Genomic DNA, 25,880 nt, shown 5'->3' with positions numbered 1-25,880 from the left:
TCCTCTTCCGGGTCAATAACGCTTACAGCACGGCCAGCCAGCCGCCATCCACGTAGATAATCTGACCATTGATATAATCTGAGGCAGGCGATGAAAGAAAAACGGCCGTACCGGCCACTTCTTCTGGCCGTCCCCAGCGCTGCGAAGGGTTACTGCTTTTCACCCAACTGTCGAACCGGGCATCGTCCACCAGCGCACTGTTCATGTCCGTCAGGATATATCCCGGCCCAATCGCATTGGTCTGGATATTAAACTGCGCCCATTCGGCCGCCATTGAGCAGGTCAGCATCTTAATGCCGCCCTTGGCAGCGGTATAAGGTGCAACGGTTGGCCTGGCCGCCTGGCTGGTCAACGAACCGACATTGATGATTTTGCCGCCCCGATCGCGGGCAATCATGCGTTTGGCTGCCGCGCGCGAAACCAGAAAGGCGCTGGTGAGGTTGGTATCAATCACCTTTTGCCAGTTTTCCAGTTCCAGCTCCAGCATGGGTTTGCGGTACTGGATCCCGGCATTATTTATTACGATATCGACTGCGATGCCCTGCTCATCCAGACTGGCGAACACCTGCTCTATCGCACTTTCACAGGTCACATCAAACACCCGGCCGGAGACGCGATAGCCTTTATTTTTAAGCTGTTCAACGGCCTCGTTCAGCACCGCTTCACGCGTGCCGTTCAAAATAACCTCTGCCCCGGCAGCGGCTAATGCTTCGGCGTAGGCAAACCCCAGGCCGCGGGAGGACCCCGTTATCAAAGCCGTTTTACCGGTCAGATCGAACATTGCAGTCATAATCCACCTTCAAATATGTATGACAACTATCTTATTAAGGTGAATTTGCCGGCAGATTAAATCAATACACAAAGCGTATTTATGAGGCACATATCACAAATGCTTAACAGAAAAATACATCAACTCATTGTATTTAATAGACATAAAAACAATACATTTAGCCTGAGACGTTTCATTAGATCGCCGTCACAAAAATAGCAGTGCAGAATTCAAGCCGGATAAATTTATGATAGAAAGGCAATGTTGTATGACAACATACCATTAAACCCTGCGTAGCAGAGATGAGTACGGTGCGGTTAATGTTCTGAATAATAAGGAGCTAGTGTGAGCAATCTGTTCATCACCAATGTAAAAACAATTTTGACTGCGCCGGGCGGCATCGATCTGGTAGTGGTTAAAATTGAAACGAATGAGCCCGGACTGTACGGTTTGGGTTGCGCCACCTTTACCCAGCGCATTTACGCCGTACAAAGTGCCATTGATGAGTACCTTGCCCCGTTTCTGATTGGCAAAGATCCCGCCAGAATAGAAGATATCTGGCAGTCCGCCGCAGTGAGTGGCTACTGGCGCAATGGTCCGGTAATGAATAATGCCCTTTCCGGCATTGATATGGCGCTATGGGATATCAAAGGTAAACAGGCTGGCCTGCCGGTTTATGAACTGCTGGGTGGGAAATGTCGCGACGGTATTGCGCTCTATGTGCACACCGATGGCGCCGATGAAGTTGAAGTGGAAGACAGCGCTCGCGCCAAAATGGAAGAAGGCTACCAGTATATTCGCTGCCAGATGGGCATGTACGGCGGTGCCGGTACTGATGACCTGCGACTGATTGCCAATCGCATGGTGAAAGCGAAAAATATTCAACCCAAGCGCTCGCCTCGCACCAAAGCCCCGGGGATCTATTTTGATCCGGAAGCCTATGCGAAAAGCATTCCGCGTCTGTTTGATCATCTGCGCAATAAACTGGGTTTCAGCGTGGAGCTACTCCATGATGCCCATGAACGTATTACGCCGATTAATGCCATCCATATGGCTAAAGCGCTGGAGCCTTATCAGCTTTTCTTCCTTGAAGATCCGGTTGCTCCCGAGAATACGGAGTGGCTGAAAATGTTGCGCCAGCAGTCTTCCACGCCGATCGCAATGGGCGAGCTGTTCGTTAATGTGAATGAGTGGAAGCCGTTGATCGACAATAAGCTGATTGATTATATCCGCTGTCATATCAGCTCGATTGGCGGTATCACACCGGCGAAAAAAATCGCCATCTACAGTGAATTAAACGGTGTTCGCACCGCCTGGCACAGCCCTGGGGATATCTCCCCGATTGGGGTTTGCGCAAACATGCATCTGGATCTGAGCTCGCCTAATTTCGGCATTCAGGAATACACGCCAATGAATGATGCGCTACGTGAAGTCTTCCCGGGCTGTCCTGAAGTGGATCAGGGCTATGCTTACGTCAATGACAAGCCGGGGTTAGGGATTGATATCAACGAAGCGCTGGCGGCGAAATTCCCCTGCGAGGGCGGCAATCCGACCTGGACGATGGCCAGGACTCCGGATGGCACAGTCTGGCGTCCCTGAGTCACCAAGTCTTTTTGCAGAGGCTCAGCAATGGGCCTTTTTGCTTTTCCCTGGCATTGTTGGCCTGGCCGGCCTGGACCACAACAGGCCGTTCAGGTCGGCTTTACTGTGTTCAGGGACAGATAAATAACCAACAAAAACACGCTTCTCTGCTTTTTTAAGCCTGGTCTGCGTGCTGTTTAAACCTCCCGTCCCCTCGCGAACATTCCCTCTGTTATGGCGATTATTCTTCGGGTTTATTCACGATATTATTGTCCTCATCCATCTGGTAAGGCATATCCGCTTCTATTCCCCCCTTTCCGGTTTTAGCGACCACGTTAGTGTAGCGCTTTCCATCCCAGCAGCGAAAAATCAGAACTGAGTTTTCCCCGGCGGTCAGGGTTGAACCATTGCTTCCTATCAGCTTGCTACGGCATCCGGCGGTGAGAATGCTGTTGATGCCCGCCGTCAGCTTGCTTCGGTCTCCCGCCATGAGGATGCAGTCATTGCCTGCCGTGAGTTTGCTGCGATCGCCAGCGGTGAGGTAGCTGTTGTTGCCTGCCAGAAGCTTGCTGCGATCCCCGGCGGTTTGGGTGCTGTCCGCTCCGGCAATCAGCTTGCCGCGCTCTCCGGCCATTTGCACGCTGTCTGCCCCGGAGATCAATGTGCTGCGATAACCCGCCGTTTGTGAGCTGCCCTTTCCCGCAATCAGCATGCTGCGGTTGCCGGTGATCTGGGTGCTTTCCGGGCCAGCAATCAACGAGCTTCGGTGGCTGGCGATCTGATTACTGCCATATCCCGCCGTCAGACTACTGCGTCTGCCCGAAATCAGGCTGCTTCCGTAACCGGCGGTGAGTACGCTGCGAAGTCCGCTGATCAACGTACTGCCATAACCCGCCGTCAGGAAGCTGCGAATACCGCTGGTCAGCGAACTGCCGTAGCCTGCGATCAGGGAGCTGTCGGCGCCCGCCGTTGCAGTACTGCCGTAACCTGCCGTTAGCGTACTACTGTGCTCGGCCGTTTGCGTGCTGCCGTAACCGGCTGTCAGCGTACTTTGATAACCCGCCGTCTGGGTACTACCGTAACCGGCAATCAATGAGCTGTCATAACCGGCCATTGAGGTACTTCCGTATCCGGCAGTCAACGAACTCTGTTCTCTGGCCGTCTGCGAACTCCCGTAACCAGCCATCAACGTACTTTTAAAACTGGCGGTCTGGGTGCTGCCGTAGCCTGCGATCAGTGAACTCTCATAACCTGCCGTAGAAGTACTGCCGTAGCCGGTCGTCAGATCGCTATTCTCCTGCGCCGTCTGGGTGCTGCCGTAACCGGCCGTCAGAATACTGTTGTAACCGGCGGTCTGCGTGCTGCCGTAGCCCGCGATCAGGGAACTGTCGGCGCCGGCGGTTGAGGTGCTGCCGTAACCGGTCGTCAGCACACTCTGTTCGCGCGCCGTCTGCGTACTGCCGTAGCCCGCCGTCAGGCTACTGTGATAACTGGCGGTCTGGGTGCTGCCGTAACCTGCAATGATTGAGCTGTCCGAGCCTGCCGTGCCGGTGCTGCCGTACCCGGCAGTGAGGTCACTGCCTTCTCTCGCCGTCTGGGTACTGCCGTAGCCCGCCGTTAGCACACTGTTGTAGCTGGCTGTCTGCGTGCTGCCATAGCCTGCGATCAGTGAACTATTTGCCCCGGCGGTAGACGTACTGCCATAGCCGGTGATGAGATCGCTTTCGTTCTGCGCGGTCTGCGTACTGCCGTAACCCGCTGTCAGCGTGCTACCGTAACCCGCTGTCTGGGTACTGCCATAGCCCGCGATCAATGAACTTTCATAGCCTGCCGTAGAGGTACTGCCATAACCTGCAGTAAGATCGCTGCCCTTCTGGGCGGTCTGGGTACTGCCGTAACCGGCTGTCAGCGAGCTGTCTTCGCCCGCCGTCTGGGTACTGCCGTAACCGGCGATCAGGGAGCTGTCGTCACCCGCCGTACCGGTACTGCCGTAACCGGCCGTAAGGTCGCTGCCCTTCTGCGCGGTCTGGGTGCTGCCGTAACCGGCTGTCTGAGTGCTTTCTTCCCCGGCCGTCTGGGTGCTGCCGTAGCCCGCGATTAATGAACTGTCGGCACCCGCCGTGCCGGTACTGCCATAACCCGCGGTAAGATCGCTGCCCTTCTGCGCGGTCTGCGTGCTGCCGTAACCGGCTGTCAGCGAGCTGTCTTCGCCCGCCGTCTGGGTACTGCCGTAACCGGCGATCAGGGAGCTGTCGTCACCCGCCGTACCGGTACTGCCGTAACCGGCCGTAAGGTCGCTGCCCTTCTGCGCGGTCTGGGTGCTGCCGTAACCGGCTGTCTGAGTGCTTTCTTCCCCGGCCGTCTGGGTGCTGCCGTAGCCCGCGATTAATGAACTGTCGGCACCCGCCGTGCCGGTACTGCCATAACCCGCGGTAAGATCGCTGCCCTTCTGCGCGGTCTGCGTGCTGCCGTAACCGGCTGTCAGCGAGCTGTCTTCGCCCGCCGTCTGGGTACTGCCGTAACCGGCGATCAGGGAGCTGTCGTCACCCGCCGTGCCGGTACTGCCGTAACCGGCGGTGAGATCGCTGCCTTTCATGCCGGTCTGCGTGCTGCCGTAACCCGCCATCTGGCTGCTCTCTTCACCTGCGGTTTGGGTACTGCCGTAGCCCGCGACTAATGTGCTGTCTGATCCCGCTGTACCGGTGCTACCATAACCGGCAATTAATGTGCTGCTATCACCCGCCGTCTCAGTACTGCCATATCCGGCAATCAGCTGACTCTGATGCGTGCCGCTGAGCGTACTGCCATAGGTTGCGATTTCAATCGTTTGTGTCGGCTGCGTACTGCCTGATTCGATGGTCGCATCAATATCATCTGTTACAGGCAGCGATCGATTGCCTGCCTTTACCTCTGAAGTGACATCAGGCGCTCCAGGCCCGGCCTGCATTTCCGTACAGGCAACGTAATCAGCCCGATGGTGCAGGATAAATTGCATCGCACTGGTTTTCGTTCCAACGTGAAGAACCTCAGCACGGGGAAATTTAATCCAGCCATGAGTTTCAATAGCGATACACTCATCGGCATCCACTTCAGCGACAACCCACCTGGCATCAGCGTGCAGGCTCAGCGGTGAATCCGATCCTTTTCCCCAGATTAGCCCCGTTAGTCCGTTCTCAAAGCCTTTAACCGGCTTCCAGTATTTACACTCTACGATACCGCTTAACGGCCAGATGATTCCGCCGTGATCGGCCATATTATTAGCACAGGTACGTAATATTAAAACCTTGTCTTCTTTCATGTCTAAACCTTCATTTCATTAGGGCATGAAAACAGTCTTACTCCTCTGGTTCTAAAAGAACCTAATCCTAATTGTTTAACCATCGCCCAACTCACAAACATTAATGAGATCACGAAATATTAATAAATAATAAATTACCGCCACTTAATTTTCAGAAACCATAAAATTAATAAATAAAACAGAATTAAATATTCACCAATAATCAATTCACCCCAAAATAATAAGAGAAAAAAACACGAACAAGCCAGTTAAACAACTGGCTTTCAATGTGCAGGCAATGAATTATAGTCATCAAATACCACAATAAACCATTTACCTCTGAGGAATAAGAACAGTGTAAACCGCGTTTATTTATCTTTCAGAAAGGATTATTGCCTTGAGAATCTTTCAGGCACCATCCCGTGCAGAGTAACGGGATGGTGTAAGGAATACGCAACGTTTTGCTGAGCGAGCAGAATTAAAACTCAACGTCTTCCAGACTAAAATATTCGGTCTGATCGTTATAAGAGAAGATCTCTGCATAGCGGCCCCAGTTGATCACGCTGTCCAGCGTCTCTTTGGCGGCGCTGTCAGCCAGTGAGTCTTCCAGCTCCTGCTCGAAACGCATGCGTGGCGCACGATGACCGGGACGTTCATCCAGCACGGTTTTAATCAAGGCGGCCAGCGGCACATAGCGCAGAAGATGATCGGCAAACATGACTTTGCGCTGCTGGGTATCCGATTCGGCAAAAACCCGGGCAGGTGGCGTCAGGAAAATATCCCCTTCCCTGACGTCGGCAAAGCCCAGTGACTGTAGCACTTCGGCTATCGGGAACAGCTCATCGACCTCCAGATGCAGCGAACGCGCAACATCCGGCATGTCTGCACGACCGTGATAGGGCGCTGCCGCCAGGGTTTCAATCAGGCCGGCCATCAGGTTAGTTGATACCTGCGGCAGGTGCGTGCCCAGCCTGAGGCTCTTTTTCACATTATCGCTGGTTGGCCTGGCGGTCATCTGCGTGTACACATCATCAACCAGACGACGGAATGCGGGATCAAGGCGATTGCGGGGATGGCCAAAGGGCACTTTGATTTCAGCCACCACGCGTCCGGGATTCGACGACAGCACCAGAATGCGGTCGCACATAAACACGGCTTCTTCGATATTGTGAGTGACAATCAGCACCGACTTCATCGGCATCTGCCCTTCGTTCCACAAATCGAGTAAATCCGTACGCAGCGTTTCGGCGGTTAATACATCCAGTGCAGAGAAAGGCTCATCCATTAATAAGAGAGTGGGATCAACCACCAGCGCGCGAGCAAAACCGACACGCTGACGCATTCCGCCTGACAGCTCGCGTGGGTAGGCGTTTTCAAAACCGTCCAGGCCGATCAGGTCGATGGCTGCCAGGGCGCGTTTTCTGCGCTCCGCTTTTTCCACGCCCAGCGCCTCCAGGCCAGCTTCCACGTTTTGCAGTACCGTCAGCCAGGGAAACAGCGCAAAGGTCTGGAACACCATCGCCACGCCTTTGGCCGGCCCGTTAAGCGGCTTGCCCAGATACTCAACCGCGCCCGAACCCGGCGTGATCAGGCCAGAAATGATGCGTAACAACGTGGATTTCCCTGAGCCTGAGCGGCCCAGCAGACCGACAATTTCCCCTTCCTGCAGGGTGAGATTAACGTCATCCAGAATCAGTACTTCACCATGCGTTTTATCATAACCGTGCTTAATGTCTTTCACCGTCAGGACCGCTTTGCGCCCTTCTGGTTTCCTGTTCGACACGTCTGGGTTCAGTGTGGGTGGATTATTTAACATCAGGTGTCCCTTAATTGGCACGGAATTTTGATTCGGCGTACACGTACAGCGGTCGCCACAACAGACGGTTGAACAGGGTGACAAACAGCGACATCACCGCGATACCAAGAATGATTTTGGGGAAATCCCCGGCGGCGGTGGTTTGTGCGATGTAGGCACCTAAACCGTGCGCCGTGACCTGCGTATTCCCCCACTGCACAAATTCAGACACGATGCTGGCGTTCCACGCGCCTCCGGAAGCGGTAATCGCGCCCGTAATGTAATAAGGAAAAATGCCGGGCAACATCACCTGGCGCCACCATTGCCAGCCACGGATATGAAAGTTCGCTGCGGCCTCTTTGTAGTCATTCGGAAACGCAGTAGTCCCTGCCACAACGTTAAACAGAATGTACCACTGGGTGCCAAGCACAATGAGCGGTGACAGCCAGATATCGGGATTAAGATGAAAATGCACAATCATAATCACGAAAACCGGGAACATCAGGTTTGCCGGGAAGGCTGCCAGAAACTGAGCCACGGGCTGAATCTTGCCCGCCAGAGCAGGCCGCAGGCCAATCATTACGCCTAACGGCACCCATATCAGCGACGAAATCAGAATCAGCACCGTCACGCGCAATAAGGTAATCAGCCCCAGCGTGAAAACGTGTTTCACCTCATCCAGCGTCACGCCGATCTGAACGTAAGTAATGACCCGGTACACCACATACAGGGTCAGTAAAATGACGAACGCGCCCCAGACAATGTCACCCAGCCTTGAAGCGCGGCGAGTATTGTTCTCGAAACGCACGGTTGCCGCTGTCGGCCAGCGCCATGAGATACGCGCCAGCGCGGACAGCAGCAGCCGTAACGGCGTGAAGATCTGATGAATCAGACGGGTTCGACGCATCAAATCACGCACCCAGGAGGTTGGCGCATTGCCTGAGCGGGTGTTTTCCATGCGGAACTTATCTGCCCAGGCGACCAGCGGTCTGAACAGCAACTGGTCGTAAGCCAGAATCACAATCACCATGGTGAGTAACACCCAGCCTACCGCGTGGATATCTTTATGCAGAATAGCCTGCGCCAGATAGCCACCGACACCGGGCAAGGTAAAGGTGTTATTGCCGACCGTGATCGCTTCAGAGGCGACAATAAAGAACCAGCCGCCTGACATCGACATCATCATGTTCCATACCAGCCCCGGCACAGCAAAAGGCGCATCCAGCTTCCAGAAACGTTGCCATCCGGTCAGATGAAATCCGCGCGAGACTTCCACCAAATCGGCTGGCACGGTGCGCAGCGACTGATAGAAGCTAAAGGTCATGTTCCACGCCTGGCTGGTGAACAGGGCAAAGATGGCCGCCAGTTCTACGCCCAGCACCTGCCCCGGAAAAAGCGCAATAAAGAAGGTGACGGTAAAGGAGATGTATCCCAGCACCGGCACGGACTGCAGGATATCCAGAATTGGCACCAGCACCTTTTCAGCACGGCGGCTTTTGGCGGCCAGCGTGCCGTAAATCAGGCTGAACACCAGGGAAGCCAGCATTGCCACCAGCATGCGCAGCGTGGTGCGCATGGCATATTCCGGCAGATTAGTGGGATCGAGCGAGATAGCCTGGGTTTTTAAACTGTCTATCGGCATCAACGTTTGATGAAAGCCGACCGCGACCATAGCAATCAGACAAATGATCAAGGGAAAAGCCACGGCATCCCAGACGTTAGGCAATAACCGTCTGTTGGCCGCCAGCATGGTGAATCGGAAGTTCATGAACCCTCTCTTCTTTTCATCACGGGAGCGACTGAATTATTTCAGGTGAGGGATTATCAGGCAGGATTGTTAAACGTATGCTCACCTGATGACCGGGTTTTTATTAATTTTTTGTGAAAGCCCAGTCCCGATTTTGGCGGGCTCATCTGGTGCAGCCATTTTCTTAACACTATCAAACCTGCCATAGCGGAAATGGCACCAGAGACTCACGCCCAAAACGCTGGCAACTGAAGCGTACTAAGACGGCAATAACCCCCGTTGTTTCATCGCGGCCCACTCAGTCTTTGCCTGCGCGACGAACGACTGCACCTGTTACTTAAAATATAAACCCCATTAATATTTTTTGTACATCTTATCCAGACAGAAGCAGATTGCTGACTCGATTTTTCTGTAAATGCATTTGCGGGACTAATTGGTTATTGAGACTATTCTTAATTTATCAGCTTCCGCTACGCTTTATCCTTTAGGGTTGACAACCCGGCTTTCATGATCAAGGAGTGAGCGAATGGCCTTACCAGAATCGTATTCAAATAACCTTCCGGATTACGGCCTTGGCCAACGGATGGGGATGGTGTCCGCAGATGACATTGATTTCAATGCTCTGGCAAATCGTTTAGATTGCACGCGGGACTTCAGTCAGGTCGGCATTATTTACTCTGATGGTCTTGCACAATGGCTGGTTCGCCCTTCACGTCGTCACGCTCAAGCCAGTAAGAGTAGTGTGAGCCATGTAATCATTACCAAGGTTAATGCCACAAATCCTCAGGTTGCTGCAAAGGCGCTGACGGAAACGCTTAGCAAACCGTCATTGGCTAGCGAGATTACATCGACGATGTTTTCATGTGGTGCTTTAGTGGTGACGGGATTCCTTGCATTTGGTTCTGCTGCAGCCGTGCCATTGACAGCAGGCGCATCGGGTGTTGTCGCGGGTATGATTATCGCAGGCGGATTGGCTACAGGTATGCAATGCGCTATCGGCACTGCACGGTTGTATGCTATCTATGAAGGCAACGAAGATTATGTCGCGTGGCTTGATTCACAATCCTGGTACGTTGCAACAACGACTGCGCTGGATGTGATATCGCTTGCAGGAGCGGGAGCCGGTCTGAAGAGCGCAATTGAAACATACAAGGTAATGAAAGCATCCTCTTCTGCAAAGGCCTTCGAATGGCTTAAAACGTTAAGTCGCGCTGAGAGAAAAAGAATTACAGAAGAAATAATACGCGCTCAAAATCCCGGTATTTCAAACGGGGGTATTAAGGCAGCGATGAAAGCAGGTGTTTACCCTAAACGTTACCCTGCTGAGGCTATACAAAAATCTCTGCAGCGCGAATTAACGTCAGCGCTGGTTAATTCATCGGCGTTTGCTGGTAGTGCGTTGACAGGCACATTAAGAAATCCACAAAACATTGTTCAATCGGGAAAGTATGTTATCGGCGTTATTCAGTCACTTTCCTCTACATAAGTTATAAAAATGAAATACATTAATAAAATAATCAAATTAAGCGAAAAAACAAATAAAAAAATAGAGGTTAGTGGTGTTGATGAACTAGAGAAAATTAAAGATGATATGAAAGAAAAAATGGGCATGCCAATTGGATTACATACCTTTGGCGCACCATTAATCATTAGTATGGTGCTTACTGTGATCAGTTTTTCCCTGCCTCAATTTTCATTCTGGTTATTTATCTATGACCTGATGGGATGGGAACAACACGCCGTTTTTATCGGTATTATTGCCGCAGCCTTTATCTATGTACTCGTATTGTTTACGACAATGATGATGGTTTCGCGCGGAATATATTTGGCGCTAAGGGCTTATATTTTCATATTAATTCTGGCATTGATTACCGCTTTATTTTTTCTACTTATCACTATGATTTCATCAATAAGCGGCAACAATAATTACTCTCTTTCTTTTACTGGCGCATTATTAAGCATCGGGTTAAGTTTGATCGCTCTTAAGTGTCTTAATAGCGAGATGTTTTATAAGTCCTGCGCTTTTATTCTTCACAATCGAGCCTGGAGAAAACAGTTGGACTTGCAAAGAAAAACAACTGCTTTCCGATAGTGAAAATTTACCTAATTTAAATATATGGCCCCTTGCATGGGGCCCTGACAGGAAAAAGGACTTTCTTTCAAAAATTAACTTTATAAATAGAAAATTTAACATCATATACCCCTCCCTTTAATGAACTTTCTCTTCCCCTTCGGATAGTACTTATTTAAATTAACAATTAAATAAAACCGTCCTAATACACTACTTTTAAAAAATAAGAAGAATGCTGCAAAGTTAGCTATTACACTTACAAAAATCATTAATTCACCCAAAAAAAACCAGAGCCATCTCACCAATTAAATTTAAAAATAAAACATTGTTTCAATTTTAATTGAAAAGAGATTTTTTGCCGAATAGGATGCACAAAAATGAATTCATGCTGCTTTAATTCATTACTGAATAAATTTACTTGCACCACTAACGGGAGGTTAACGTGGAAGTCAGACAAAGCATTCATAGCGCCCACGCCAACGCGCTGGATACACAAGGATTACGCGATGAATTCTTGATTGAGAAGATCTTTTTGCCCGATGAGTTCACCATGGTGTACAGCCATATCGACCGTATCATTGTTGGCGGCGTGATGCCGGTCGGCCAGGCTGTCGCGATAGGTAAAGATGTGGGTAAGCAACTTGGCGTCAGCTATTTTCTGGAGCGTCGCGAACTCGGCATGATTAATATCGGCGGGCCCGGTCAGGTCACCATTGATGGCGAAGACTATGAGATCGGTCATCGTGAAGCGCTGTATATCGGCAAAGGTGCCCGAGAAGTCCTGTTCAGCAGCCTGGCCCCCCATCGCCCCGCGAAGTTTTATTACAACTGCGCACCGGCGCATAAAACATTGCCCATCCGCAAAGTGACGGCTGGCGATGCCGCTGCCGTCACGCTCGGCGATAACCTCACGAGCAATCGCCGCACGATCAACAAGTATCTGGTTCCTGACGTCCTGGAAACCTGCCAGCTCAGTATGGGGTTAACGCAGCTTGAACCCGGCAACCTCTGGAATACCATGCCGTGTCATACCCATGAACGCCGTATGGAAGTCTATCTCTATTTCGATATGGATGATGATGCCTGCGTTTTTCATATGATGGGTGAGCCGCAGGAAACGCGTCATCTTCTTGTCCATAACGAACAGGCGGTCATTTCACCGGCCTGGTCGATCCATTCAGGTGTCGGTACGAAAGCCTATACCTTTATCTGGGGAACGGTAGGTGAAAACCAGGTGTTTGATGATATGGACCACGTACCGGTCAAGGATCTGCGCTAATCCTCACCAATGCGCCGCCTGTCAGAAGCAGGTAGCGCGTGAATAAGGAGTTCACATGATACTGAATGCGTTTTCTCTTCAGGACAAAATCGCGGTGGTTTCGGGCTGCAATACCGGCCTGGGTCAGGCTATGGCATTGGGACTGGCTGAAGCCGGTTGCAATATTGTTGGTATTAATCAGGTTGAACCCGACGAAACGATTAAACAGGTGACCGCGCTGGGACGTCGCTTCCTTAGCCTGAAAGCTGATTTGCGTAACATTGATGCTATTCCTGCCCTGCTGGACAGCGCCATCGCCTACTTTGACCGCATTGATATTCTGGTGAATAACGCGGGCATGATTCGCCGTGAGGATGCCATCAACTTCAGCGAACAGGACTGGGATGATGTGATGGATCTGAATATCAAGAGCCTGTTCTTTATGTCGCAGGCCGCCGCCCGACATTTTATTGCCCAAGGGAATGGGGGCAAGATCATCAACATCGCCTCAATGCTCTCTTTTCAGGGCGGGATCCGCGTGCCTTCTTACACCGCGTCTAAAAGTGGCGTAATGGGCATAACCCGCTTGCTGGCCAACGAGTGGGCGAAGCACCGTATTAATGTCAACGCAATTGCCCCGGGCTATATGGCAACCGATAACACGCAGCAACTGCGCGCTGATGCACAGCGAAGTGCCGAAATCCTCGATCGCATTCCCGCCGGTCGCTGGGGAAAACCAGAGGACCTGATGGGGCCGGTGGTATTTCTTGCCTCACGAGCTTCTGACTATATGAATGGCTATACGATTGCCGTCGATGGCGGCTGGCTCGCGCGTTAAGGCTGAGCATTAAGCCTTTACGTCTGCCCGGGCGAGCCTGTCGTTATGCGTGAATAATGATGGCAGGCAGCCCGATTAATCAGGCAGGCAATCGCATCATTAAAGCCGGTTTTACTTTCTTATGAGAAAGAATAATGATTGAGGCCAGAATAGTGACCCTGAACGCCAACCGTATGAATAAGTCAATATATCTGGTTAATGTAAAACTGGCTTCTTAAGGCCAGCCGATAATGATGACGTCATGGGATTTCATTTCCCAGAGAAACTTATGGATAACCGTTATTCCCGCCTGTCGAGGCGAATAAGGACGTCAAGGTTACAGTGAATAATCACAGAAATATAAAAAACGAGTAAGGATTTATACAGCATTGAGGGAAATATAATGGAATTATTATCAACAGCCCGCCAACTTGATCTGTTACTGAATGGATTTACACAGCTAAAAGACGAAGGGAAATTTAACGAACCCAATATGGATGGCACAGCGGGGGATTACATCTCATTTGCTCACTGGGAATGGCCGCAGGGCGTTGGCCTGTTCGGTCTGGTGAGATTATGGGAGTTGACCCGTCGCGATGATATTTATCAAATCATTGAAAACTGGTTTCAGCAAAATATTCAAAAAGGCCTGCCCCCGTTAAATATTAATACCACCGCCCCCATGCTGCCGTTATCCCTGTTGTGGGCACATAACCGGGCACCACATTATCAAGCGGTGCTGGATAGCTGGGCCGACAGGGTGATGACAGAACTGCCGCGCACCCCGGAACAAGGCTTCCAGCACGTGGTGTCCGACGGCATTAACCCCATGGAGATATGGGATGACACGCTGTTTATGGTGGTGCTGTTTCTCGGCCATTACGGTGTGGCTTCCGGACGACAGGCGCTGGTCGATGAGGCCGTACGCCAGTTTTTACTGCATGCCCGTTATCTTAACGATCCGCAGACCGGTTTATGGTTTCACGGCTGGAGCTTTGCCGAGAAGAGCCATTTTGCTCAGGCCCGCTGGGCGCGGGGAAATGCCTGGATAACCGTCGGCATTATTGAGTTTCTGGAACTGACCCAGCTTCGCGGCGGGGTCCGTGACTATTTACTCGAATGCCTGAAAACGCAAATTAATTCATTAATCACGCTGCAATCTGAGAGCGGTGCATGGCACACGCTGCTCGACCATCCAGACAGCTATGAAGAAATATCGGCTACCGCCGGATTTGGCTATGGCTTATTAAAAGGCGTTCGTCTTGGCTATGGCGATGAACGTTGGTTGCAGGCAGGTTTACAAGCCCTGGGCGCGGTACGGCGAAATATTGACAGCAGCGGCACAGTCCACAACGTCTCTTATGGCACACGCATGGGAAGAACCCTGCAGTTCTATAAAGACATTCCGCTACAGCCAACCGGCTATGGCCAGGCGCTGGCTATTTTATGCCTGACCGAAGGGTTAAGACATTTAAAAAAATAACAGGACGTCGACACCAGGAGAACATCATCATGGACCAGAACCATTATTGTTACTTCCCCCTTAACCAGAATGAAGCCGTTCGCTACTGGCAGTTATCCGCGATTTCTTCACAGCGCTATGATGTGCCCAATGCGCCGATGTCCGGTGAAATGGATCCGTTTTTCTTTCTGAGCCAACATAAAAACTTTATTCCCCATACCTATCCCTGTCGTACGCAGTTTCAGCAACACTATGCCGGAAAAAAGCCCACTCCTTTCGGCGATACTACCCTGAAAAACTGGTGGTTCCCTTTTGGTTCCGATCGGGTCGATTTATCAGGTTTCTGGTTCCGGGCCACGCGCATCGGCGCTCAGGCAGAAACCTACCTTGTTGCGGAACAAGGTGGCCTGTACCGTTTTCGGCTGACCACCTGCGGTGCCGCCTGTATTACGCTGAACGGCGGTGATGTGGCATGGCAGGCAGACTATCAGCGTAATCTGGAAAGCACCGTTGAGTTCGCGCTCATGCTGGATGCCTGAGTGAGCGCTATCGCGGTCTGGTTCGATGACCTGGCCGAACGCGATGTGCGCTTCTTTTTTCAACTGGACTATGTTGAAGGTTCGCCGCTGCAGGTGGCACTGGCAACACCGATTGAGGCAGATCGGGTGCGGCAAATGGAAGCCCTGCTCGAAGGCATGGCGTTTGAACAGCCGACCTACACAGGCGGCACCGTTCGCCTGTGCTTCCCAATCCCAGCCCCGGAAACGCTGAACCTGAATATCCGCGTGCAGGGCGACTTTATTTCGCTAGACCAGCCCGTACTGCTCAACGCGGTTTTACATCAAGGCGAAACGGTGGCAGAGATTGCCGAAAGCGACGCGTTGCCGGCTGATTTTCGTCATTTCGTTATCAGCATGGAAAAAGACAACTTTCATATCAGGCGCACCCTGGGCGTGGAGATCTGCCATGCAGAGCAACAGGCGCAGGTGCCGAAAACGGCAGACGCGCGTGCAGACGAAGCGCTGATGCATGTTGCCCTGCACGGCGAATACAGCAGCGTAAAAGCGCTGGCCCGGCTAGCCTGCGGGAGGGATGACACCGAAACCCAGAACATGCTGGAAGGCGTTTTAACACCGGTTGAAGAGTGCCATGACTGCGCCGACTTTACGCTTGTACCGCTGCTGTGGTGTCGGATCCAGTGGGCGGATCGCATTGCCGCTCCCGTTCGCGAGAAAATGGATCGGGCGATTTTAGCCTTTCGTTACTGGATGGATGAGCCGGGAAATGACGTGCAGTGGTATTTTTCTGAAAACCACGCGCTGCTGTTTCATACCGCCGCCTACCTGGCGGGAAGCACCTTTCCGGATAAAACCTTTGTGCGATCCGGCCGCCTGGGCTATGAGCAGGCAGAAGCAGGCCGTCAGCGCGTGCTGGCATGGCTGGATCACTTTGAACAATGCGAGATGGCCGAATGGAATTCCGCGCCTTACTTCCCTATCGATCTCAAGGGATTAACCGCCCTCGCCGCCCTGGCACCGGATGCCGATATCGTTGCCCGTAGCCAGCGCGCTATCCTTCGCCTGCTGGAACAGATAGCACGCTCTTCCCACCAGGGCATGCTCACCGCATCGCAAGGTCGTTCATACGAGCACACGCTGCGCGCAGGTCGCTCGCTGGAGCTGTCCGCAATTTCGCGCCTGTTGTGGGGCAAAGGCAACGTTGGCTGTCGCTTTCATGCCTTACCGCAGCTGGCACTACTGTTAAAGCAGGGCAAACTGACGCACTCACCTGAACTGGCAAAGGTGGCGGTATGGCGAGGTGACAGCGCGCTGGAATGGTATTTCGCTCAGGGGCTTAACCGCATTGCGCGCCTTTACCACTATAAAACCCGCGACGTGGCAATGGGTTCCCTTGCCGGATACCGCTGGGGCGAATGGGGCTATCAGGAAACCCCGATTCATCTGAGGATCGGCGAGACGCCTGAGGCGCAGATCTGGATCAACCATCCAGGTGAACGCCTGCACAGTGGCTTCGGGCGGCCTTCCTACTGGGGAGGATGTGGCACGCTACCGCGCGTGCAGCAGTATCGCGGCCTGGCGATCGTTCTGTTTCGTGTTCATGAAGGGCAGCCTGATTTTTCTCACGCCTGGCTGCCGCAGCGCTATTTTGAAGACGTGCGTTGCTACGATAAACGCATTCTGCTGCGCAGTGGTAAAGGTATGGTACAGATCTCCGGCAACCGCGCGTTCCAGCGGATCGCTCATGGCCCGACACAGCACTGTGAAGTCCGCTTGCCGGGGCAGGAAACCTGCTGGCTGATTCGCCTGAATGACGATCCGCGGCTGGATAACCTGGCGGATTTTGAGGCGCGATTTGCACAGCTCACCGTTGAGCGGCGCGAAGACGGCACCTTTTACGTCAACGATCCGCAATATGGCGAGGTGTTTTTCCAGCCAAACGGCTGCGTTTTCGGGCAGGGGCGGTTACTGGATCCTGACAGCTGGACAATTTCCGGCGACAGCCACGAACTCCCCTTGTAATTCTGCCGTGCCAATCCCTGGCATCAGGTTTTACGGATATCGCCAGCCCGGCTGACGTCGGGCTTTATCCGTGCAGTGATGACGGGCGTTATGCGACGCGTGCAGCATTCAGCAAAATCATCCCGTTACCGCCCTGTCCTGTGCCCGGCAGCGGCCTATCCGTGCAGTTTTTTCAGGCAGCGATCCATCGCGCTGACTACCCAGTCGATATCATGCGTCTGGAAGCACAGCGGCGGCCGAATCTTCAGCACGTTGCCGTAAGGCCCGGCGACAGACGTCAGCACACACTCTTCGCGCAGCGCCTCGACCAAATCGAGCGCCAGCCGTTTGTCAGGCTGCTTCGTCTCTCTGTCCGTGACCAGCTCAAAGCCAATAAACAGGCCAGCACCGCGCACGTCGCCTACGCAGGCATAGGTATCCTGAAGGGACTGCAGTGCCGCTAACAAAGCTTGCCCGGTTTTCAGGCTGTGCGCCTGAAGCGATTCCTGCTCGATCACATCCATCACCGCGTGCGCCGCCGCCATCGACACCGGATTGCCACCAAAGGTATTAAAATACGGGAGCGAGTCACTGAAGGCCGCCATAACCGGGGCTTTCGCCATCAGACCGGATACGGGAATACCGTTGCCCATCGGTTTACCCGTGGTCACCACGTCGGGCACCACGCCGTGGCGCGCAAATCCCCAGAATGATTCCCCTGTACGGGCAAAGCCGGGCTGAACTTCATCGGCAATAAAAATTCCGCCGTTTTGATGGACGACGTCGATAGCCTGCTTTAAAAAGCCCGGCTGGCCGGGCAATACGCCGTCCGAAGAGAAAATGGAATCCGCCAGAAAGCCCGCAAACTTAATGCCGTGCGCGGCCATATCATCGATCTGTTTCTGAATTTCGTGGGCAAACCAGGCCCCCTGATCGGCGGGCTGAATGCGGTAAAAATCTGGCGATGCCACCAGCCGGGTATGCGAAGACAGCGGCTGGCCGCTGCCCAGAGCCGGTGATACGCCGGACGTCAGCGCGCTGGTACCGTGGTAGGCCTCTTTCGAAACGATAATGCCCGTGCCGCCGCTCCACGCATGCGCCATACGAATCGCCAGATCGTTTGCCTCGGACCCTGTGCACATGTACATGGCCCGATCGATGGCCGCCGGCATCGTTGCCAAAATGCGCTCGCTGTAGTCCAGAATAGACTCATGCAGGTAACGGGTGTGCGTATTCAGCCGCATCATCTGCTGGTGCACGGCTTCCACGACCGCCGGATGACAGTGGCCGATGCTGGCGACGTTGTTATACATATCCAGGTACTGTTTGCCCGCCTGGTCCCAGAGATACTGCCCCTGCCCGCGCACCAGATGCACGGGGTTACGGTAAAACAGCCGATATGACTCGCCCAGCACCTTGCTGCGTTTGTCGGTTAACTGGCGAATCGCCGGGGCCAGCGCTTCCGCGTTTTCTGCACGAAAGCTGTTGGTATCCATAATGGTTGAACGTACCGTCATCATCACTCCTCGGATTCAATACTGTCGCTGCCGTACATCAGTGCGCGGCAGCGTCTGTCTGCGTTAGTCGATCTCCGCCGCGACAGAGGTTTGCGCGATCGTGCCGCGCCGGGACTGGGTCGTCAGGAAATAGAGGTAACCCACGACCATAAAGGCCATAAACAGCGCGCCAATCTCCGGGTTAAACCACAGCATCGCCGCCAGGCAGATCAGCGATCCGCACAGGGCAATGGCAGGGATCACCGGATAACCCGGCGCACGGTAACTGCGCTCCAGCGTGGGAGCGGTACGACGCAGCTTAAACAGGCTCAGCATGCTCATGATGTACATCACAATGGCGCCAAACACCGACATCGTGATCATGGCGGCGGTCAGGCTCATGCCCTGAAAGCTGATCCCGTCAGAGAAAATGGCCAGAATGCCCACTACGCCACCGGCCAGAATGGCGCGGTGCGGTGTGTTAAAGCGTGAAAGCTTCGCCAGGGCGGGCGGCAGATACCCTTCACGGGCCAGCGCAAAGAACTGGCGGGAATAGCCCATGATGATGCCATGAAAACTGGCGATCAGGCCGAATAAGCCAATCCACACCAGCATGTGCATCCAGCGCGAGTCATTCCCGACCAGCATTTTCATCGCCTGAGGCAGCGGATCGTTAATGCCCGATAACGTACGCCAGTCGCCTGCTCCACCAGCAAACACCATCACGCCAATCGCCAGCACCACCAGCGTTAAAATACCGCTGATATAGGCGCGGGGAATGGTGCGGCGGGGATCTTTTGCCTCTTCTGCCGCCATCGCAACGCCTTCAATCGCCAGAAAGAACCAGATGGCAAAGGGGATCGCAGCGAACATACCGGACACGGAAGCCAGCGAGAAGGTTCCCTGGCCCGCCCAGCCGTTCGCGACGAAATTCGCCAGGCTAAAGCCGGGCGCCACAACGCCCATAAACACCAGTAATTCAATCACGGCAAGCAGCGTAACCAGCAGTTCAAAGGTCGCGGCGATGCTCACGCCGATGATATTCAGCCCCATAAACACCAGATAGGCGCACACGGCGATAAGCTTGGGATTAATTTCAGGAAACTGTACGTTGAGATAGGCGCCAATGGCCATCGCGATAGCGGGAGGCGCAAACACAAACTCAATCAGCGTGGCGATTCCGGCAATCAGCCCGCCGGTGTCGCCGAACGCCCGGCGGCTATAGGCGAACGGGCCGCCCGCCTGAGGAATAGCCGTTGTCAGTTCGGTAAAGCTGAAGATAAAACAGGTATACATGACGGCAACAAAAAACGTCGTGACCAGAAAGCCCAGCGTGCCCGCTGCGCCCCAGCCGTAGCTCCAGCCGAAATACTCACCCGATATCACCAGCCCCACGGCAATGCCCCAAAGTCGCAGGGTGCCCAGGGTGGGTTTCAGTTTCTCTTTCATCACTGCGTTCCCCGTCTGTGTTAATTGAAAATACTGCACAAAAGCTGTCGGGTAGATGATGGACACAGTGGGAAGGGAAAAACTTGACCGCAGAAAACAGAACGCCGTGATTTAAGGTCAACTTGCCCCTGGCCTGGCTGCCAGGTGCCTGCCAAAGTCAATTTTCCCCTGCTTTCAGGTCAAGCGTGCAGGCAGGGTTCAGCGCCATGCTGGCCCTACACGCAGAAACCCGGGAGCCGGACATGAGCCATAAACAGTACGATACGCTGAGTAACGACACCATCCTTCAGCTTGCCCACCGGGCATTAGTGAACTATCCCGCCTGTGCACAGGCTGAGGTCAGGCTGCTGTGTCGCTCAGAAAACGCGACGTTATCTGTCAGCACGCCGCAGGGCCGCTACGCGCTGCGCATTCACCGGGGCGATTACCACGCGAAGCAGGATATTGAAAGTGAGCTGCTCTGGCTGGACGCGCTTCAGGCGGCGGACATCAGCGTCCCCGCTGCCGTAGAAGATCGTCAGGGTGAACGCATTCAGGTCCTGCCGCTGCCCGATGGCGGCGAACGCTATGCGGTGCTGTTTCACTGGATAGAGGGCGATATGCTGACCGACAGCGTCGATCCGGCTGCGTTTCGTCAGCTCGGTGCCATTACTGCCCGTCTGCACCATCACAGCCGGAAATGGCAGAAGCCCCAGGGGTTTCGCCGCATCATCTGGGATCATCATACGATGGTGTCTCCGGCAGGCCACTGGGGCGACTGGCGGGACGTTGCGGGGTTACCCACCGCTGAACACGCGGTGGTAGAAGAAACGCTGGAACACGTGCGCCGCCAGATGCTGGACTTCGGACAGTCACCTGAACGCTATGGGCTGATTCATGCCGACCTGCGCCTGACCAACCTGCTGGTGCATAAAGGCGAAACCCGGGTGATCGACTTTGATGACTGCGGCATGGGCTGGTACCTGCACGATCTTGCCGCAGCCATCAGTTTTGTTGAGCATCATCCGAGTGCGCCGCAGTGGGTGGAAAACTGGTTACGCGGTTACGAACAGGTCGCACACATCAGCGATCGGGAACTGGCTATGATCCCCGCCATGCTGATCCAGCGGCGTATCCAGTTGACGGCCTGGGTAGCTTCCCACCGCGAAACCGAGATGGCGCGCAGCCTGGGCGATCGCTGGGCCAGCCACACCGTCCGGCTGTGTCAGCGCTATCTTGAAGGTGCCGCGCTGCCGATTGGCGTTTAACGCACCGCCGCAGTGCCTGATCGCGGTGCAACACGGAAAGCGAATCGGGTAAGCGATTGTTATCGCGTGGTTTCCAGCTGGTACGTTTTTTGCAGAACCTTAAGACGTTCACTTTTTGCGGAAAACAAGATGACCAGCAGAGTTCCAGAGGCCGCGTTAACGGCCATCTCCGGCGCAGGCGGCCATCGCGGTGTGTTGTCTGCCGCCGCAACGGGCTTAGGCGAATTTATCAATGCACAGGGCGGCGATGTCGATCGCATTTTCGGGATCAGCGGGATCGATCCCGATATGCTCGCCTGCCCAACGCTGAGCCTGGACCTGGTCAGCTATTGCCGGGTGCTGGAGGAAGCCGCAAGCCAGGCAGGCGTGGACAACTTTGGTCTGCAATACGGTCATCAGTTCCGACCCCAGTCACTGGGGCTGATCGGCTATATTGGCTTGTGTTCAGCCACGCTGGAACAGGCGCTGCGGAACGTCGTCAATGCCTTTCCCTTTCATCAACACAACACCTGCATCCGGCTGACCGAACGCGGCGACTGCTGGCAACTGGATTATCAGGTTCGCCATGGCGTGATCCTGATGCGCCGCCAGGATGCCGAGTTAACGCTGGGCATGTTCCTCAACCTGATCCGCCATGCCGCAGGTCGGCACTGGGCGCCGCGGGAAGTGCATTTTGAGCATCCGCGCCCTGAGCACTGGCACGAACACTGTAAAGTGTTTGATGCCCCGGTTTACTTCGATCAACCCTTTAACTCGATGATCATCGCGAAAGCGGATCTGAACCGGAAAATGCCGGATCATGATCCGATGCTGCTGCTGGTTATGCAGGATGCCATCCGTCGGCTCAGCCCGCCCGTGGTGCGTCAGGACACCGTTAATCAAACCCGAACGGACATTCATCTGCAACTGCTGAACGGCGAACCTTCACTGGAAATCATCGCGGAAAAACAGGGGTTATCCGCCTGGTCATTGCAACGGCGCTTACGTGATGAGCAAACCAGCTTCTCGGCGCTGGTGGACAGCGTACGCAAAGAAATGGCCACGCATTATCTCAAACAGCATCATCTTTCTGTTTCCGAGATGGCGCTGCTGCTGGGCTACTCTGAAGTCAGCGCTTTTTCACGCGCCTTTCGCCGCTGGTTCGGCTGCAGCCCGCGCGATTGCCGTAAATCACAGGAGGGGCTGTTCTTGTAGCTAATCTATCCAGCCAGAACAGCATTCGTTACGCTGCGTGCTTCAACAACCGGCTGTAGGCTTTAACCCTCTCAGCCAGTAATAAGACAGTGAGCAAATTTACGATCAGAATAAATCAAAACGAGCAGGCAGCGACGTTAAGAATAAAAGCGTCGTCAGGTAATGGCATCAAAAGAAAAGGCTTTAAAAAGATAGCCCTGAAATGCGGCAGCATGGGGTTTAGCAAACTGGAAGTAGGTGTCCTTTTCTACGCCTTCGACAATGATAAACTGGCAGTAGTCTTTAATTTGCGTCAGCGTCTCTTTCCAGAGTGGACGATTATGATGTTCCCAGAAAAAGTGCTTATCGATTTTAACCGCCTCATATAATCCCTCCTGCAAACAGGGAAAATGAGAAGATGCACTGCCAAAATCATCCAGCCATAAAGTGTAATTATTATATAACTTTCGCAGTAAGGGATTATTTAGCCCCTCAGCCAGGTTGGGAAAGTCTTCTGAAACCTCGATGCGAAGAAAAGAATGCGCTGTGGCGAGCTCGTAAATATCCCGTTCTTCCAGCAGCGCAAAAGCCATCTCTACATCTACATTGACAGAACACAGCAACTGGTGACTTTCAAAAAAATGTCTTTTTTGGTGAATTAAGCACAACTGCTCTCTCAGGAGCCTTATTTTTTGTTCTTTATTCATTTTACTTATATGTAAAAAAGGCGTCCCTGGTGCGGCAAATCGGGTTAAGACTTCAACGGCAATACGTTCGGATTTCAGGTTTACGATGGGTTCAGCAATGAACCGCCAGGCACGGTTATTATTATCAAGATTCTGGATTTCCATTGCCATGCTCTGATTAACGATGTTGAAGTGGATTGATTATTGATCGCCTTTAGCTATCAATCAAATGAATTTTAACGGATTAAACTATGATTAAACCTATCAAATCCCAAAAATCGATCGTTAAACCCTTGTTATTTAATGATGAATGGCAAACTATAAAACTCCAGTTTTCCATGGACCGCATTTTTTGCTGGTCATCCCTGTGAGGCAATGTGTCCCGATTAATTCCTTTCAGAGTACAGGGGAAATGGGAACAGGGCTGGGTTCAATCGTCCCGGCGGCCTTAAGGCCAGCGTTAAACAGAAGAAATTGACAGACCGATGACAGACCGATGCCAGCCAAATGAAAAAAGCGGGTTAAAAACCGCTTCCGGGAAATACAGAGGTCAACCCAAATATTGGCGACTTGAAATACCGCGGTCCAGACGATAATGTGTTCCAACTTCACCGTCATGTTATACAGAATGACCATGTCTCTTTCCTTTTTTAAACTTGAACCCCGGCACCTTAAAGAAATATATGAAATACGCTTTTCCGTAACGGAAAACCGGCTTCACGCGCATCAAATTCACTATTTACAGCGTGAGCAAGCGCTGGAGGATATATGTCAGGGCGGCGGCTGGATTTGCCAGGCCGGGGATGATTATGCAGGTTATGGATTGGGGATCTATGCGCCCGAACCGCTAATTGGCGGACTGTTTGTTAAACCTGAATATCAAAAACAGGGCATCGGGACGCACCTGCTGAACGCGATCGTCCAGTGGTTTAGCGATCGGGGCGCAGAGACGATTATGCTGACCACCGATCCCGGCTCGAACGCGGAGGGGTTTTATCAGGCAAATGGCTGGGTCGCAGAAGGGAGTGATGCGTTTGGGCAGCGGGTGATGCGTAAGCGCTTACCGCGTGGCTGATATGACGCAATCCGCCGCCAACGAAACAGCAGCGTTCCCGCCGCGTTGGAGAGAATGCGCACAGGATACACAGGATGCCCTGCTCATCCTGTGCGCGGTCAGCGTTGAAGCCAGAATTAGTGCGACTGTGGTTTAAACAGCTGCTGCACAAATTCCACATACGCAGGTCGCCAGACGTCCATCTCATGTCCCAGCCCCGGATACTGGGTGTAATGGAACTTCACACCCTGCTTTTCCAGCTCGGTTTTCAGCCCGGCGATATCTTTGCCCGTGACAACATCTTTGTCCCCAACCACCAGCGTAAAGTTTTTCAGCTGTTTATTCACGGTCTGCGGCTGGCTCAGCTGACGCGTCACGACCTCATTAGGCACTGTACTGGTGGTCACGCCGCTAAAACTGGCTAGCCAGGCAAAGTCGTTCAGGTGCGTCATGCCGGACACCAGCGCCTGATAGCCGCCCTGGGATAACCCGGCAATCGCGCGGTCGGCGGGCCTGGTGCTGACAGTAAAACGTTTCTCAATCAGCGGGATAATATCCTGCATCAGCTCCTTATCTGCTGCAGCGGCATTGAGGGGATAAAAGTCCTTGCGGCGATCGGCTGGCGGGAAGTTTTCGGGAATAGCCTGCACGATGTCGGTTTCGGTATCGGGCACCACCACCAGCATCGGCTTAATTTTGCCTTCTGCCAGCAGGTTATCCATGATTTGCGGCAGGCGGAGCTGAGAGATGGCCGACAGCCCGGTATCGCCAAAGCCATGGTAGAAGTAGAGCACCGGTAGCGGCTTGCTATCGGCCTTGTAACCCGGCGGTGCCCAGACAAACACCTGACGTTCAGACTTCAGGGCGGTGGAATGATAGGTCAGGGTCAGTACATCGCCGTGCGGCACGTTGCGCTCATCCAGAATACTGCCCGGCACCAGAATCATACTGGTGTTCACCTGGCGCTGCGGTTTCGGGAAACGGCTGCCGGTATCCGGCGTGCGGAAACCGTCTACGTCAAAATAGTACTCATACAGGTTGGGCTTCAACGGCTCGCTGGTCCATGACCAGATCCCCGTGCTGTCCTTTTTCATGTCATGCGACTGCTGGCTCAGCGGCGTGGCGCCGGTTACGACGGCAACCTGCTTCGCGGCAGGGGCAAAAAGACGAAAGGTAATGGAGTGATCCGGATTCAGCGCCGTAATGTAGCGACTTACCGGGATGCTCGTGTCTGGCGTTAACGGCAAAGGGGCGGCAATCAGTGCTGGTGCATATCCCGTGAGCAGGCTGCCTGCCAGGAATGAAAAACAGGCTAAAGTTCTTTTCATCGTGGGTTCCGGTTTTGTGTATGGCGAAGTAGTTATTGCATCTTTACGTTCAGGAAGAGAGCAAAGGGATACGCAAAAAACGCAGGGTGTGATGCGGTTCAAAAAATTCAGGCCCTCTCTGGCATGAAAAGTCCGTCGCTTTTTCTGCAAC

The 25,880-nt window shown here is 53.2% G+C and carries 18 protein-coding genes and 1 pseudogene; 10 read left to right on the top strand and 9 right to left on the bottom strand.

The features are described from left to right. Positions 1-22: 22 nt before the first annotated feature. Entirely contained in the window at positions 23-790 is a 768-nt protein-coding gene (locus tag NYE92_RS17960) for an SDR family oxidoreductase (RefSeq protein WP_014595262.1), read from the bottom strand. Between the two features lie 324 nt (positions 791-1,114). Here NYE92_RS17960 and NYE92_RS17955 point away from each other — a divergent pair, with 324 nt between their 5' ends. Beyond that, positions 1,115-2,368 carry an enolase C-terminal domain-like protein gene (locus NYE92_RS17955; protein ID WP_013024487.1) on the top strand — a complete coding sequence of 418 codons (1,254 nt, stop codon included), beginning with the start codon at positions 1,115-1,117 and terminating at the stop codon, positions 2,366-2,368. A gap of 223 nt (positions 2,369-2,591) precedes the next feature. Here NYE92_RS17955 and NYE92_RS17950 read toward each other — a convergent pair whose 3' ends face one another. The 3 genes from NYE92_RS17950 to NYE92_RS17940 all read right to left on the bottom strand — a co-directional run bounded on the left by NYE92_RS17950 (position 2,592) and on the right by NYE92_RS17940 (position 9,190). Continuing rightward, on the bottom strand, positions 2,592-5,648 hold the full coding sequence (locus tag NYE92_RS17950) for an Ice nucleation protein (protein WP_309600952.1): 3,057 nt from the start codon (positions 5,646-5,648) through the stop codon (positions 2,592-2,594). A gap of 457 nt (positions 5,649-6,105) precedes the next feature. Next, the gene (locus tag NYE92_RS17945) at positions 6,106-7,443 is read right to left on the bottom strand and encodes an AAA-associated domain-containing protein (protein WP_014595259.1); all 1,338 of its coding nucleotides are present in this window, start codon (positions 7,441-7,443) and stop codon (positions 6,106-6,108) included. A 10-nt stretch (positions 7,444-7,453) separates the two neighbouring features. Beyond that, positions 7,454-9,190, bottom strand: a complete 1,737-nt coding sequence (locus NYE92_RS17940) for an ABC transporter permease subunit (RefSeq protein ID WP_022622292.1) — start codon at positions 9,188-9,190, stop codon at positions 7,454-7,456. A 505-nt stretch (positions 9,191-9,695) separates the two neighbouring features. Here NYE92_RS17940 and NYE92_RS17935 point away from each other — a divergent pair. The 6 genes and pseudogenes from NYE92_RS17935 (at position 9,696) to NYE92_RS17905 (ending at position 17,317) form a co-directional block, all read left to right on the top strand. After that, entirely contained in the window at positions 9,696-10,655 is a 960-nt protein-coding gene (locus NYE92_RS17935; RefSeq protein ID WP_014595257.1) for a hypothetical protein, read from the top strand. A gap of 9 nt (positions 10,656-10,664) precedes the next feature. Beyond that, the gene (locus tag NYE92_RS17930; RefSeq protein ID WP_019105054.1) at positions 10,665-11,261 is read left to right on the top strand and encodes a hypothetical protein; all 597 of its coding nucleotides are present in this window, start codon (positions 10,665-10,667) and stop codon (positions 11,259-11,261) included. A gap of 421 nt (positions 11,262-11,682) precedes the next feature. Then, a complete protein-coding gene (gene kduI / locus NYE92_RS17925) occupies positions 11,683-12,519 on the top strand; it encodes a 5-dehydro-4-deoxy-D-glucuronate isomerase (protein ID WP_259019319.1) in 837 nt (278 codons plus the stop codon). Positions 12,520-12,574: 55 nt separating this feature from the next. Continuing rightward, on the top strand, positions 12,575-13,336 hold the full coding sequence (gene kduD / locus NYE92_RS17920) for a 2-dehydro-3-deoxy-D-gluconate 5-dehydrogenase KduD (RefSeq protein WP_042677839.1): 762 nt from the start codon (positions 12,575-12,577) through the stop codon (positions 13,334-13,336). Positions 13,337-13,718: 382 nt separating this feature from the next. Continuing rightward, positions 13,719-14,798 carry a glycoside hydrolase family 105 protein gene (locus NYE92_RS17915; protein WP_024472323.1) on the top strand — a complete coding sequence of 360 codons (1,080 nt, stop codon included), beginning with the start codon at positions 13,719-13,721 and terminating at the stop codon, positions 14,796-14,798. A 29-nt stretch (positions 14,799-14,827) separates the two neighbouring features. Continuing rightward, positions 14,828-17,317: pseudogene (locus NYE92_RS17905) on the top strand (hypothetical protein). A gap of 155 nt (positions 17,318-17,472) precedes the next feature. On the opposite strand, the gene NYE92_RS17900 reads toward NYE92_RS17905, so the two are convergent. After that, positions 17,473-18,813 carry an aspartate aminotransferase family protein gene (locus NYE92_RS17900; RefSeq protein WP_019105049.1) on the bottom strand — a complete coding sequence of 447 codons (1,341 nt, stop codon included), beginning with the start codon at positions 18,811-18,813 and terminating at the stop codon, positions 17,473-17,475. A 63-nt stretch (positions 18,814-18,876) separates the two neighbouring features. Beyond that, positions 18,877-20,241, bottom strand: coding sequence for an ethanolamine permease (eat, locus tag NYE92_RS17895; protein WP_014595250.1), 1,365 nt, complete (start codon positions 20,239-20,241; stop codon positions 18,877-18,879). A 242-nt stretch (positions 20,242-20,483) separates the two neighbouring features. Here eat and NYE92_RS17890 point away from each other — a divergent pair, with 242 nt between their 5' ends. Next, a complete protein-coding gene (locus NYE92_RS17890; protein WP_014606668.1) occupies positions 20,484-21,488 on the top strand; it encodes a phosphotransferase enzyme family protein in 1,005 nt (334 codons plus the stop codon). 129 nt (positions 21,489-21,617) lie between these two features. After that, on the top strand, positions 21,618-22,682 hold the full coding sequence (locus NYE92_RS17885) for an AraC family transcriptional regulator (protein WP_014606669.1): 1,065 nt from the start codon (positions 21,618-21,620) through the stop codon (positions 22,680-22,682). 155 nt (positions 22,683-22,837) lie between these two features. Here the strand turns inward: NYE92_RS17885 and NYE92_RS17880 are convergent, their stop codons facing one another. Both NYE92_RS17880 and NYE92_RS17875 read right to left on the bottom strand, forming a co-directional pair. Then, positions 22,838-23,518 carry an EAL domain-containing protein gene (locus NYE92_RS17880; RefSeq protein WP_259019315.1) on the bottom strand — a complete coding sequence of 227 codons (681 nt, stop codon included), beginning with the start codon at positions 23,516-23,518 and terminating at the stop codon, positions 22,838-22,840. A gap of 225 nt (positions 23,519-23,743) precedes the next feature. Next, positions 23,744-23,983 carry a hypothetical protein gene (locus tag NYE92_RS17875; protein WP_050547547.1) on the bottom strand — a complete coding sequence of 80 codons (240 nt, stop codon included), beginning with the start codon at positions 23,981-23,983 and terminating at the stop codon, positions 23,744-23,746. Here NYE92_RS17875 and NYE92_RS17870 point away from each other — a divergent pair. Further along, entirely contained in the window at positions 23,943-24,422 is a 480-nt protein-coding gene (locus tag NYE92_RS17870) for a GNAT family N-acetyltransferase (protein WP_259019313.1), read from the top strand. The two genes, NYE92_RS17875 and NYE92_RS17870, sit on opposite strands and share 41 nt — an antisense overlap. 116 nt (positions 24,423-24,538) lie before the next feature. Here NYE92_RS17870 and NYE92_RS17865 read toward each other — a convergent pair whose 3' ends face one another. Beyond that, on the bottom strand, positions 24,539-25,729 hold the full coding sequence (locus tag NYE92_RS17865) for an alpha/beta hydrolase-fold protein (RefSeq protein WP_116197744.1): 1,191 nt from the start codon (positions 25,727-25,729) through the stop codon (positions 24,539-24,541). Positions 25,730-25,880 lie beyond the last annotated feature (151 nt).

It is taken from the genome of Pantoea sp. B566 (assembly GCF_024793925.1).
GTDB classification, from domain to species: domain Bacteria; phylum Pseudomonadota; class Gammaproteobacteria; order Enterobacterales; family Enterobacteriaceae; genus Pantoea; species Pantoea ananatis.
The sequence above is the reverse complement of the archived record's forward strand: the minus strand, read 5'-3'. Positions and strand labels throughout refer to the sequence as shown.

Excerpts from the sequence above, each read along its gene's own strand:
- NYE92_RS17885 (WP_014606669.1), top strand. The coding sequence starts at position 21,618 with ATGACCAGCAGAGTTCCAGAGGCCGCGTTAACGGCCATCTCCGGCGCA.
- NYE92_RS17930 (WP_019105054.1), top strand. The coding sequence starts at position 10,665 with ATGAAATACATTAATAAAATAATCAAATTAAGCGAAAAAACAAATAAA.
- NYE92_RS17870 (WP_259019313.1), top strand. The coding sequence starts at position 23,943 with ATGTGTTCCAACTTCACCGTCATGTTATACAGAATGACCATGTCTCTT.
- NYE92_RS17915 (WP_024472323.1), top strand. The coding sequence starts at position 13,719 with ATGGAATTATTATCAACAGCCCGCCAACTTGATCTGTTACTGAATGGA.
- NYE92_RS17950 (WP_309600952.1), bottom strand. The coding sequence starts at position 5,648 with ATGAAAGAAGACAAGGTTTTAATATTACGTACCTGTGCTAATAATATG.
- NYE92_RS17890 (WP_014606668.1), top strand. The coding sequence starts at position 20,484 with ATGAGCCATAAACAGTACGATACGCTGAGTAACGACACCATCCTTCAG.
- NYE92_RS17865 (WP_116197744.1), bottom strand. The coding sequence starts at position 25,729 with ATGAAAAGAACTTTAGCCTGTTTTTCATTCCTGGCAGGCAGCCTGCTC.
- NYE92_RS17960 (WP_014595262.1), bottom strand. The coding sequence starts at position 790 with ATGACTGCAATGTTCGATCTGACCGGTAAAACGGCTTTGATAACGGGG.
- eat (WP_014595250.1), bottom strand. The coding sequence starts at position 20,241 with ATGAAAGAGAAACTGAAACCCACCCTGGGCACCCTGCGACTTTGGGGC.
- NYE92_RS17940 (WP_022622292.1), bottom strand. The coding sequence starts at position 9,190 with ATGAACTTCCGATTCACCATGCTGGCGGCCAACAGACGGTTATTGCCT.
- NYE92_RS17875 (WP_050547547.1), bottom strand. The coding sequence starts at position 23,983 with ATGGTCATTCTGTATAACATGACGGTGAAGTTGGAACACATTATCGTC.
- kduD (WP_042677839.1), top strand. The coding sequence starts at position 12,575 with ATGATACTGAATGCGTTTTCTCTTCAGGACAAAATCGCGGTGGTTTCG.
- NYE92_RS17935 (WP_014595257.1), top strand. The coding sequence starts at position 9,696 with ATGGCCTTACCAGAATCGTATTCAAATAACCTTCCGGATTACGGCCTT.
- NYE92_RS17900 (WP_019105049.1), bottom strand. The coding sequence starts at position 18,813 with ATGACGGTACGTTCAACCATTATGGATACCAACAGCTTTCGTGCAGAA.
- NYE92_RS17945 (WP_014595259.1), bottom strand. The coding sequence starts at position 7,443 with ATGTTAAATAATCCACCCACACTGAACCCAGACGTGTCGAACAGGAAA.
- NYE92_RS17880 (WP_259019315.1), bottom strand. The coding sequence starts at position 23,518 with ATGGCAATGGAAATCCAGAATCTTGATAATAATAACCGTGCCTGGCGG.